Source organism: Streptomyces hilarionis (assembly GCF_024539675.1).
GTDB classification, from domain to species: domain Bacteria; phylum Actinomycetota; class Actinomycetes; order Streptomycetales; family Streptomycetaceae; genus Streptomyces; species Streptomyces hilarionis.
The window spans coordinates 1-11,608 of record NZ_JAHHIT010000218.1; the positions used below are offsets into that span (position 1 = coordinate 1).

The window sequence follows — 11,608 nt, forward strand, 5'->3', positions numbered from 1 at the left end:
CCCCAAGCCCCACCCCGAGCTCCATCCCGAGCCCCGTCCCGGGTCCCGAGCCCCGTCCCGGGTCCCGAGTCCGAGCCGTCCGGTCCGAGCCATAGAGTCCGAGTCCGAGTCACCGACCACGAAATGAGCGGCCCGCCATGCGCGTCTACGTCCCCCTGACCCTCCCCGCTCTCGCCGAGGCGCACAAGACGGGTGAGCTGGGAGCCGAGCCGCTCGTCGCGTACGCCGTCACTCCCGCGCTGCGCGAGTGGTACCTCTCCGACGACATCGAGGAGCTGGAGTACGCGGCGCTCGGCAGGGCCGCGCTCGCCTCCCTGCGGCTCCTCGCGGCGGACCCGGGAGCCCCGCGGCGGCGCGTCGTGGTCGCCGTGGACGTCCCCGACCGCCTGGCCGCCGTCGACCCCGACCGCGGACTCGACCCGGCGGCGCTGGGCGAGGTGCGGGTGACGGGCGCCGTGCGGCTGGCGAAGGCGGCCGCCGTGCACGTCGACGCCGGGGACGCGGAGGCGGACGTCACCGCGGCGGCGAAGGCCCTCGCGGCGGCGGACGGCGGGGACGACGACGCGCAGTTCGTCGTGGACGGAGCCGAGGACCACGAACTGCTCTGGTTCGCCCCGCAGGAGATCGGGAACGTGCTGGGCGCGGGCGACTGAGAGCGCCCCCTGCGCACGGCCGTCGCGGTCGTCGACTTGACTGTCGGTGGGGGCGGGTACGTTTGCAGGTATGGGGAAGCACGAAGCGGCGCACATCGTCTGGGACTGGAACGGGACCCTGTTCCACGACAACGAAGCGATCGTCGGGGCCACGAACGCGGCCTTCGTCGAGCTGGGACTGACACCGATCACGCTCGAGCAGTACCGGGCGCTGTACTGCGTGCCGGTGCCGAAGTTCTACGAGCGGCTGATGGGCAGGCTGCCCACGGACGCCGAGTGGGAGCTCATGGACGGCGTCTTCCACCGGTACTACGCCGAGCACCGGGTGCGGTGCGGGCTGACCGAGGGCGCGGTGGAGCTGCTCGCGGGGTGGCGGTCGGCGGGGCACAGCCAGTCCCTGCTGAGCATGTACGTGCACGATGAACTCGTCCCGCTGGTGCGCGGGTTCGGCATCGAACCGCACTTCGTCCGGGTGGACGGGCGGACGGGCCCCTCCGGGGGCAGCAAGGCCGAGCACATGGTGCGCCACCTGCGGGAGCTGGCCGGGGTCGAGCCGGCGCGCACCGTCGTGATCGGGGACGCGGCCGACGACGCCGTGGCCGCGCTGCACGCCGGGGCGCGGGCCGTGCTCTACACCGGCGGGTCGCACAGCCGGGCCAGCCTGGAGGGCGTCGGCGTGCCGGTGGTGGACACGCTGGACGAGGCCGTGGAGGTCGCGGGACGGCTCGCCGCGGCTGCGTGAGGCGCACCGGGCGGCGGGCTTCGGAGCACGTCGCGCGAGGCCGGTCCGTGCCGCCTGGGGTGGTTCAGGTCGCCGGCGCTCTGAGGCGCAGTACCGCGAGGAAGGCGCGCATCCAGGCCGGATGGTCGGGCCAGGCCCGCGCGGAGACGAGAGCGCCGTCGACCACCGCCTCGGCGTCCTGGAAGGTGGCCCCGGCCGACTGCATGTCGATCTCCAGCGTCGGATGGGCGGTGACCCGCCTGCCGTGCAGGGCGTCGGCGGCGGCGGTCAGCAAAGGGCCGTGGCAGATCTGGGCGACGGGCTTGTCGGCGTCGAAGAACGACTTCAGGATCTTGCGGAGTTCGGGGTCGTTGCGCAGGTACTCGGGCGCGCGGCCGCCGGGGATGACGACGGCGGCGTACGCGCCGGGGTCGACCTCGCAGAACGCGAGGTCGGCGGGCCAGGTGTACCCGGGTTTCTCGGTGTAGGTGTCGAAGCCGGGTTCGACGTCGTGGACCACGAACCGCAGCCGCTTGCGGGCGGGCGCGGCGACGTGCACCTCGTAGCCTTCCTCGCGCAGGCGCTGGTAGGGGTAGAGGACCTCCAGGGACTCCGCCGCGTCGCCGGTGACGATGAGGATCTTCGTGGGCATGGTGGACGGCTCCTCTCGGGCGGGCGTCGGCCGGACCGACGGGCCTCCCGGCGGGTGGGGCTGCCCGCGGGGGGCGTTCCCAGCGTCCCGCGGGCCGGGGCCGGCGTCGACTTTTCCCGCCGTCGCCGCCCTCGCGCCCCGGCCCGGCCGGCCGCCCGGTCGCCCTCCCCGGGGCGGCCCACAAGCCCTCCGGGGCATCCCGCGAGCCGTTCCGTCCCGGGGCGACGCGCCAGCCTTCCGGGGCGATCCGGGAGCCCTGCGCCCTCGTCGTCCCCCGTCCTCCGGGACGGCTCCCGGCCCTCCGGCGTCCCATAGCCGTCCGGGCGGTCGCGGGAGCTGTGCAGAACGTCAAAGTTCCGACCCTCCTTTTGTACACATACGGCTCATGACGGCGGCCCGGTGGGGAGCGATAGCCTGGTGGCGTGATCAGCGCGATATCTCGCGGGGGCACTGTCGCCCCTGCCCTGCGCCCGGTGCGTGCGGACCATCTCCGCCACCGGGCGGCGGTCGCTGATCGGCGCGGGCGGGACGGGGTCGCAAGGGACCCCGGGGCGGCGCGCACACCCCGGAAGCAGGCGACGCGGAGAGCAGCGTCACACCCCGGAGTGGTGTCGAGAATGGCTGATAATCCCCCGCTCGTCTCCCCTTGCGGCATAGCGTCGACGCAGTCCGGAGATCCCGGGCCGTGGCGTCGAGTCGCAGGGGAAGAGCCCGTACTTCCTTCTACGTCACGCAACGGCGCGCGACAGGAGTCAGAGGACAATGCAGACCAAGCTGGACGAAGCCAAGGCCGAGCTGCTCGAAAGGGCGGCGCGGGTCGCTGAGAACAGCCCGGTCGGGGGGCATCTACCGACTGGGACGACGGGCGAGGGCACACCGGGGACCCCGGACCACGAAGCCCTCCTCGCGTTCCTCCATCGCTACTACCTGCACACCGCGCCGGAGGACCTGAGCGGCCGCGACCCGGTCGACGTCTTCGGGGCCGCGCTGTCGCACTACCGGCTGGCCGAGAGCCGTCCGCAGGGCACCGCCAACGTGCGGGTCCACACGCCCACCGTCGAGGAGAACGGGTGGACGTGCAGCCACTCCGTCGTCGAGGTGGTCACCGACGACATGCCGTTCCTCGTCGACTCCGTCACCAACGAGCTGACCCGGCAGGGCCGGGGCATCCACGTCGTCATCCACCCGCAGGTCGTCGTGCGGCGCGATGTCGCGGGCCGGCTGATCGAGGTGCTGAGCGTTCCGCCCGCGTCCGTGGAGCTGCCGCACGACGGGCACGTCGAGTCCTGGATCCACGTCGAGATCGACCGGGAGACCGACCGCGCCGACCTGAAGCAGATCACCGGCGACCTGCTGCGCGTCCTGTCCGACGTCCGGGAGGCCGTCGAGGACTGGGAGAAGATGCGGGACACGGCGCTGCGGGTGGCCGACGGCCTCCCCGAGGAGCCCGTCCCCGGCGACCTGGCGCAGCCCGACGTCGACGAGGCCCGCGAGCTGCTGCGCTGGCTGGCCGCCGACCACTTCACCTTCCTCGGCTACCGGGAGTACCAGCTGCGCGGGGACGACTCCCTCGCCGCCGTTCCCGGGACCGGCCTCGGCATCCTGCGCTCCGACCCGCACCACGCCGACGGCGACGACCACCCCGTCAGCCCGTCGTTCGAGCGGCTCCCGGCCGACGCCCGTGCCAAGGCGCGCGAGCACAAGCTGCTGGTGCTGACCAAGGCGAACAGCCGGGCCACCGTGCACCGGCCCTCCTACCTGGACTACGTCGGGGTCAAGAAGTTCGACGCCGACGGGAACGTCGTCGGCGAGCGGCGGTTCCTCGGTCTGTTCTCCTCCGCCGCCTACACCGAGTCCGTGTCGCGGGTGCCGGTGGTGCGGCGCAAGGTCCAGGCCGTGCTCAAGGGCGCCGGGTTCTCGCCCAACAGCCACGACGGGCGCGACCTGCTCCAGATCATGGAGACCTACCCGCGCGACGAGATCTTCCAGACGCCGGTGGACGAGCTGCGCTCCATCGTCACCAGCGTGCTGTACCTCCAGGAACGGCGCCGGCTGCGGCTCTACCTGCGGCAGGACGAGTACGGGCGCTACTACTCCGCGCTCGTCTACCTGCCCCGCGACCGCTACACCACGGGCGTGCGGCTGCGGATCATCGAGATCCTCAAGGAGGAGCTCGGCGGGACGAGCGTCGACTTCACCGCGTGGAACACCGAGTCGATCCTGTCGCGGCTGCACTTCGTGGTCCGCGTCCCGCAGGGCACCGAGCTGCCGGAGCTGTCCGACGCCGACAAGGAGCGCATCGAGGCGCGCCTGGTGGAGGCGGCGCGGTCCTGGGCCGACGCGTTCTCCGAGGCGCTCAACGCCGAACTCGGCGAGGAGCGGGCCGCGGAGCTGGCCCGGCGCTACGGCAACGCCTTCCCCGAGGGCTACAAGGCCGACCACACCCCGCGTGCCGCGGTCTCCGACCTGGTCCACGTGGAGCGGCTGGGCGAGGAGCAGAGCTTCTCGCTGAGCCTGTACGAGCCGGTCGGCGCCGCTCCCGGCGAGCGCCGCTTCAAGATCTACCGCAAGGGCGACGCGATCTCCCTGTCGGCGGTGCTGCCGGTGCTCAACCGTCTCGGCGTCGAGGTGATCGACGAGCGGCCCTACGAGCTGCGCTGCTCGGACCGCACCCACGCCTGGATCTACGACTTCGGTCTGCGCATCCCCAAGGCGCTGGCCGGCCCCGGCGGCGACTTCCTCGGCGACGACGGGCGCGAGCGGTTCCAGGAGGCGTTCTCCGCGACCTGGACCGGCAAGGCGGAGAACGACGGGTTCAACGCACTGGTGCTGGGCGCCGGGCTGGACTGGCGGCAGGCGACGGTGCTGCGCGCGTACGCCAAGTACCTGCGGCAGGCCGGATCCACCTTCAGCCAGGACTACATGGAGGACACCCTCCGTACGAACGTCCACACCACGCGCCTGCTGGTGTCGCTGTTCGAGGCGCGGATGTCGCCGGACCGGCAGCGTGCCGGGCTCGAGATCGTCGACGCGCTGCTGGAGGAGCTCGAGGCCGCGCTCGACCAGGTGGCCTCGCTCGACGAGGACCGCATCCTGCGCTCGTTCCTGACGGTCATCAAGGCGACGCTGCGCACGAACTTCTTCCAGCGGCGCTCCGACGGCAGCCCGCACGACTACGTGTCGATGAAGTTCGACCCGCAGGCCATCCCCGACCTGCCGGCGCCCCGGCCCGCGTTCGAGATCTGGGTGTACTCGCCGCAGGTGGAGGGCGTGCACCTGCGGTTCGGGAAGGTCGCGCGCGGTGGTCTGCGCTGGTCCGACCGGCGTGAGGACTTCCGCACCGAGGTCCTCGGCCTGGTCAAGGCGCAGATGGTGAAGAACACCGTCATCGTGCCGGTCGGCGCCAAGGGCGGCTTCGTCGCCAAGCAGCTGCCCGACCCGGCGGTGGACCGCGACGCGTGGCTGGCCGAGGGCATCGCCAGCTACCGGACGTTCATCTCGGCGCTGCTCGACATCACCGACAACATGGTCGGCGGGGAGGTCGTGCCGCCGGCGGACGTCGTGCGCCACGACGAGGACGACACCTACCTGGTGGTCGCCGCCGACAAGGGCACCGCGACGTTCTCCGACATCGCCAACGAGGTCGCCCAGTCCTACGACTTCTGGCTCGGGGACGCGTTCGCGTCCGGCGGCTCGGCCGGCTACGACCACAAGGGCATGGGGATCACCGCCCGCGGCGCCTGGGAGTCGGTGAAGCGGCACTTCCAGGAGCTGGGCGTGAACACGCAGGCCGAGGACTTCACGGTCGTCGGCATCGGCGACATGTCGGGTGACGTGTTCGGCAACGGCATGCTGCTCAGCGAGCACATCCGGCTGGTGGCCGCCTTCGACCACCGGCACATCTTCATCGACCCCGAGCCGGACGCGGCGACCTCCTACGCCGAGCGCCGCCGGCTGTTCGAGCTGCCCCGCTCCAGCTGGGCCGACTACGACACCGCGCTGCTGTCGGCCGGCGGCGGGATCTTCCCCCGCACCGCCAAGGCGATCCCGGTCAACGCGCACATCCGCGCGGCCCTGGGCATCGAGGCCGGCGTCAACAAGCTGACCCCGGCCGACCTGATGAAGGCGATCCTGCGGGCGCCGGTGGACCTGCTGTGGAACGGCGGCATCGGCACGTACGTGAAGTCGTCCGCGGAGTCGAACGCGGACGTCGGCGACAAGGCCAACGACCCGATCCGGGTGGACGGCGCCGATCTGCGCGTCAAGGTCGTCGGCGAGGGCGGCAACCTGGGCCTGACCCAGCTCGGCCGGATCGAGTTCGCCCGGCTCGGCGGCAGGATCAACACCGACGCCATCGACAACAGCGCGGGCGTGGACACCTCCGACCACGAGGTGAACATCAAGATCCTGCTCAACGGCCTGGTGACCGAGGGCGACATGACCGTCAAGCAGCGCAACAAGCTGCTCGCGGAGATGACCGACGAGGTCGGCGCGCTGGTGCTGCGCAACAACTACGCGCAGAACACGGCGATCGCCAACGCGCTCGCCCAGTCCAAGGACATGCTCCACGCCCAGCAGCGCTTCATGCGCCACCTGGCCCGCGAGGGGCACCTGGACCGCGCCCTGGAGTTCCTGCCCACCGACCGGCAGATCCGGGAGCGGCTGAGCGCCGGCCAGGGTCTGACCAGCCCGGAGACGGCCGTCCTGCTGGCGTACACGAAGATCACGGTGTCGGACGAGCTGCTGCACACCTCGCTGCCCGACGACGACTACCTGCGCGGTCTGCTGCACACGTACTTCCCGACGGCGCTGCGCGAGCGGTTCCCCGAGAGCATCGACAGCCACCCGCTGCGCCGGGAGATCACCACGACGGTCCTGGTCAACGACACGGTCAACACGGGCGGTACGACGTATCTGCACCGGCTGCGCGAGGAGACGGGCGCGTCGCTGGAGGAGATCGTGCGGGCGCAGACCGCGGCCCGGGCGATCTTCCGCGCGGCGCCGGTGTGGGACGCGGTGGAGGACCTCGACAACCAGGTCGAGGCCGAGGTGCAGACCCGGATCCGGCTGCACTCGCGGCGCCTCGTCGAGCGCGGGACGCGGTGGCTGCTGAACAACCGGCCGCAGCCGCTTCAGCTGGCGGAGACGGTCGAGTTCTTCGCCGAGCGCGTCGAGCTGGTGTGGTCGCAGCTGACGAAGCTGATGCGGGGCGCGGACCTGGAGTGGTGGCAGCGCATCTACGACGAGCTGACCGCCGCGGGCGTCCCGGACGAGCTGGCCACCCGGGTGGCGGGGTTCTCCTCCGCGTTCCCGGCGCTGGACATCGTCTCGGTGGCCGACCGCATGGGCAAGGACCCGCTGGACGTCGCCGAGGTCTACTACGACCTCGCCGACCGGCTGCGCATCACCCAGCTGATGGACCGCATCATCGAGCTGCCGCGCGCCGACCGCTGGCAGTCCATGGCCCGCGCGTCGATCCGTGAGGACCTGTACGCGGCGCACGCCGCGCTGACGGCGGACGTGCTGGCCGTCGGCAACGGGACCTCGACGCCCGAGCAGCGGTTCAAGGCGTGGGAGGAGCGCAACGCGGCGATCCTGGGCCGGGCGCGCACCACGCTGGAGGAGATCCAGACGTCGGAGACGTTCGACCTGGCCAACCTGTCGGTGGCCATGCGGACCATGCGCACGCTGCTGCGCACGCACTCGTAGTCCGCGCGCACGCCAGGGGCCCCCGAGTCGGTCGACTCGGGGGCCCTCGCACGATGCCTGTCGCGTCCCGCCGCTGATGCGTGCCGCGTCCGGGCGGCCTGGCGGCCGGGCGGCTACTTGGCCGCGGGCTTCTTCTTGGCCTTGGGGTCCGAGGTGAACGCCTCGTAGGCCTTGACGACGTCCTCGGCGGGGCCGTCCATGCGCAGCTCGCCGCGCTCCAGCCACAGGGCGCGCTCGCAGGTCTCCAGGATCGAGCTGTTGCTGTGGCTGACGAGGAACACGGTTCCCGCGTGCTCGCGCATCTCGCGGATGCGTTCCGCGGAGCGGTTGCGGAACTTGGCGTCGCCGGTGGCCAGGGCCTCGTCGATGAGCAGGACGTCGTGGTCCTTGGCGGCGGCGATGGAGAAGCGCAGCCGCGAGCCCATGCCGGAGGAGTAGGTGCGCATGGGCAGGGAGATGAAGTCGCCCTTCTCGTTGATGCCCGAGAAGTCGACGATCTCCTGGTAGCGCTCCTTGATCTGCTCGCGCGTCATGCCCATCGCCAGGCCGCCGAGGTAGACGTTGCGCTCGCCGGTCAGGTCGCTCATCAGGGCCGCGTTGACGCCGAGGAGGGAGGGCTGGCCGTCGGTGTAGATCTTGCCGCGTTCCACGGGCAGCAGGCCGGCGATGGCCTTGAGCAGCGTGGACTTGCCGGAGCCGTTGGTGCCGATGAGGCCGATCGCCTCGCCCTTGTAGGCGACGAAGGAGACGTTCTTGACGGCGTGCACGGTGCGCACGCCCGACGCCTTCTCGGCCTGCTTGCGGCGCACGATGCGGTTGAGGGCGGCCGTCGCGCTGCCCTTGCCGCCCACGGTGCCGTTGACGCGGTAGACGATGTCGACGCTGTCGGCGATGACGGTCGGGGACCGCTCGTCGGCGACGTCGAAGGGGGCGGTGCTCGGTGCGGTGTCGGTGATGTCAGCCACGGCCGTACGTCTCCTCAGCCTTCCAGAAGTAGATGAACCCGCCGACGCCGGCGAGCAGCGCCCAGCCGGTCGCGACCAGCCATACGTGGGGAGGGAGCTGGCTCGCGTGGAAGGTGTCGATCAGGGCGAAGCGCATCAGGTCGATGTAGACGGCGGCCGGGTTGGCCCGCAGCACGTCGGCGAGCCAGGGCGGCATGCCGTGGTGCTGCTTGATCAGGTTGTCGATGCTCCACATCACACCGGAGATGTACATCCAGGTGCGCAGGATGAACGGCATCAGCTGGGCGACGTCCGGGGTCTTGGCGCCGAGCCGCGCCATGATCATGGAGACGCCGGCGTTGAAGACGAATTGCAGCGTCAGGGCCGGGAGTACGAGGATCCAGGACGGCGCCGGCGGCACGCCGACGGCGAGCAGGATGAACACCAGCGCGGCCATCGAGAACAGCAGCTGCTGAAGCTGTTGCAGGCAGAACGAGATCGGCAGCGCCGCCCGGGGGAAGTGCAGGGCGCGCACCAGGCCGATGTTGCCGGAGATGGCGCGGGTGCCGGTCATGATCGAGGTCTGGGTGAACGTCCACACGAAGACGCCCGTGACCAGGAACGGGATGAAGTCGGCCACGCCCCGCTTGGTGTTCAGCAGCACGCCGAAGATGAAGTAGTACACCGCCGCGTTCAGCAGCGGGGTCATCACCTGCCAGACCTGGCCCAGCTTCGCCTGGCTGTAGGTCGTGGTGAGCTTGGCGGTGGCGAACGCGGTGATGAAGTGGCGGCGCGCCCAGAGCTGGCGGATGTACTCCGGCAGGGAAGGACGGGCACCGCTGACCGTGAGGCCGTGCCGGGCCGCCAGGGCCGCGAGGTCGCCGTGGGGCGCGGCCTCGGTACGGGGCGGTGTGTGGAGGACCTGACTCACATCCGCTGCTTTCACTCGGGGGAGGGGGCGCGGGCGTCCGGCGCGTCGTCGCACGACGTTTCCTTACGCTTTTCTTCACGTTTTCTTACGTCGGAACGGGTCCGTATCGTCGCAACGTGAGAGTAGGCCGAATTGACGTCGGGACGCAACCGTTTCGTCGTAACGCCCTATGCTGGTTCGCATGACGACTGACGCGACGAACGCCGACGGACCCCAGGTGCGCCCGCGCCGCAGGGCCCCCGCGGGCGCGGCCGTGCTCCGCGAGGATGTGACGGAAGCCATCCGTGCCGCCGTCTTCGAGGAGCTCGCGACCGTCGGCTACGCGCGGATGTCCATCGAGGGCATCGCCCGCCGCGCCGGTGTGGGCAAGACCGCGGTCTACCGGCGCTGGCGCTCCAAGCTGCACCTGGTCCTCGACATCGTCTCGGTGATCGCCGTGCAGGGCCTGCCGGCCCCGGAGACGGGCAGTCTGGAGGGCGACCTGCGCATGCTGTACGAGGTGACCTCACGGGCGCTGCGCCACCCGGTGGCCTCGCAGATCATCCCCGACCTCCAGGCCGAGGCGGCCCGCAACCCCGAGATCGCCGACGCCCTGCAGAAGGCGCTGAAGGAGGGGCAGGAGGGGGTCGCCCTGAAGATCGTCGCGGCGGCCGAGCAACGCGGCGAGATCCGCGCGGGCCTGAACGAGGAACTGGCGCTCGACCTGATCTCCGGCCCGCTCTACTGGCGTTCGGTGGTGATCCGCGCCCCGAAGCTGCCCAAGGGCTACCTGGCCGACCTGGCCCGCGCCACGACGGCGGCGATCAGGGCGCTGTAGGGGGCGGACGTCACGGGCCGTCACCCGGGGGGTGGGCAGAACCGGCCCCCTCGTCGTGCAGCTCCCCTGCCAGCGCGACGAGTTCGGGCAGGCGGAGCACGCGGTCGCCGTGTCCCGGCAGCGGTGAGTGGAGCGCCGCCGTCCATCGCTCGGGAACGCCGTCGATCCCGTGGACGGCCCCGGCCAGCCCGCCCGTCACCGCCGCGACGGTGTCGGTGTCGCCGCCGAGGTCGACGGCGGCCCGCACCGCGTCCTCGAAGCAGGACGTCGTGCGCAACGCCCAGACGGCGGACCCGAGACAGGGCCAGACGGCGCCGTTGAACTCGGTGGCCAGGTCCGGGTGCCAGTCGGGGGCGAGTACGGCGGCGTAGCGCTCGCGGTGGCCGGGGTGGACCTCCTCGAGCGTCTCCCCGATCGCGGCCAGCGGGTCGGCGCCCGTGAGGGCGGTGCGTACCAGCTCGTGGAAGACGGCCGTGCCCTCCCAGGCGGCGCGGTCCCCGTGGGTGAGGGCGGCGAGCCGGCGGGCCGCGTCCATGGTGGCGGCACGGCCGTGGGACGCGAAGTACACGGCGGAGGTCGCCGCTCTCATCAAGGAGCCGTTCCCCGCGGCCCGTTGGCTGGTCTGGAAGTGCAGCGCCGCTGCGCTGTCCCACGGGTCTCCACTGGTCAGGACCGCTTCCGTCTGCAATCCGATGTCCTTGGGGTCGGCGGCGGCCCAGCGCCGGAACCGCCGGAAGACGTCCGCCGGCAGCAGCCCGCCGCACGCCAGCAGGGACTCCCCGACGAGGACGGCCATCTGCGTGTCGTCGGTCGCCTCTCCCGGGTCCCAGCCGCCGCCCCCGCACATCTCTGCCCCGTGTCCGGCACGCGGGAAGCGCGCCGAGAAGGCGCCCTGCGGCCCGAACTCGAACGGCGCGCCCAGCGCGTCCCCGACGGCGGAGCCCACCACGCACCCGACGGCCCGGTCGGCGATCGGTATCGGACCGTCCGCCCGGGCGGCGCTCCGGCCGGCAGGGCGTGCGCCGGAACGGGGGACGGGGCGGGTGACGGCGTGGTCGGCGGCGTCCGCGGGGTCGGTCATCCGGGCAGCCTACGAGGCCCTCGTCGCAGGGCGCTGGGGATACGCAGGGGCCCGGTGGCGATGGGCCCCTCGTCTCACAGGGGGGCCGGGGTTCGGGGGG

General features: G+C 71.8%; 8 protein-coding genes. 4 read left to right on the forward strand and 4 right to left on the reverse strand.

What is annotated here, in order from left to right:
* The first annotated feature begins 137 nt into the window (after positions 1 to 137).
* Complete coding sequence (locus KMS84_RS35280; RefSeq protein ID WP_256920615.1) at positions 138 to 653, forward strand: DUF6912 family protein; 516 nt, start codon at positions 138 to 140, stop codon at positions 651 to 653.
* Between the two features lie 70 nt (positions 654 to 723).
* Positions 724 to 1,395, forward strand: coding sequence for an HAD family hydrolase (locus tag KMS84_RS35285; protein WP_256920616.1), 672 nt, complete (start codon positions 724 to 726; stop codon positions 1,393 to 1,395).
* A gap of 64 nt (positions 1,396 to 1,459) precedes the next feature.
* Here KMS84_RS35285 and KMS84_RS35290 read toward each other — a convergent pair whose 3' ends face one another.
* A complete protein-coding gene (locus tag KMS84_RS35290; RefSeq protein ID WP_256920617.1) occupies positions 1,460 to 2,026 on the reverse strand; it encodes a DJ-1/PfpI family protein in 567 nt (188 codons plus the stop codon).
* A 762-nt stretch (positions 2,027 to 2,788) separates the two neighbouring features.
* On the opposite strand from KMS84_RS35290, the gene KMS84_RS35295 reads away from it, so the two are divergent.
* Complete coding sequence (locus tag KMS84_RS35295; RefSeq protein ID WP_256920618.1) at positions 2,789 to 7,735, forward strand: NAD-glutamate dehydrogenase; 4,947 nt, start codon at positions 2,789 to 2,791, stop codon at positions 7,733 to 7,735.
* A gap of 113 nt (positions 7,736 to 7,848) precedes the next feature.
* Here the strand turns inward: KMS84_RS35295 and KMS84_RS35300 are convergent, their stop codons facing one another.
* Together KMS84_RS35300 and KMS84_RS35305 are read right to left on the reverse strand one after the other, a co-directional pair.
* Positions 7,849 to 8,700: an ABC transporter ATP-binding protein gene (locus KMS84_RS35300; protein ID WP_438819024.1), complete on the reverse strand. Its 852-nt coding sequence runs from the start codon at positions 8,698 to 8,700 to the stop codon at positions 7,849 to 7,851.
* Positions 8,693 to 9,610, reverse strand: coding sequence for an ABC transporter permease (locus KMS84_RS35305; protein WP_256920619.1), 918 nt, complete (start codon positions 9,608 to 9,610; stop codon positions 8,693 to 8,695). Before KMS84_RS35305 ends, KMS84_RS35300 begins: the two co-directional genes overlap by 8 nt.
* Positions 9,611 to 9,779: 169 nt before the next feature.
* Here KMS84_RS35305 and KMS84_RS35310 point away from each other — a divergent pair, with 169 nt between their 5' ends.
* A complete protein-coding gene (locus tag KMS84_RS35310; RefSeq protein WP_256920620.1) occupies positions 9,780 to 10,427 on the forward strand; it encodes a TetR/AcrR family transcriptional regulator in 648 nt (215 codons plus the stop codon).
* A gap of 10 nt (positions 10,428 to 10,437) precedes the next feature.
* On the opposite strand, the gene KMS84_RS35315 is transcribed toward KMS84_RS35310, so the two are convergent.
* A complete protein-coding gene (locus KMS84_RS35315) occupies positions 10,438 to 11,508 on the reverse strand; it encodes an ADP-ribosylglycohydrolase family protein (protein ID WP_285894357.1) in 1,071 nt (356 codons plus the stop codon).
* Positions 11,509 to 11,608: the final 100 nt, after the last annotated feature.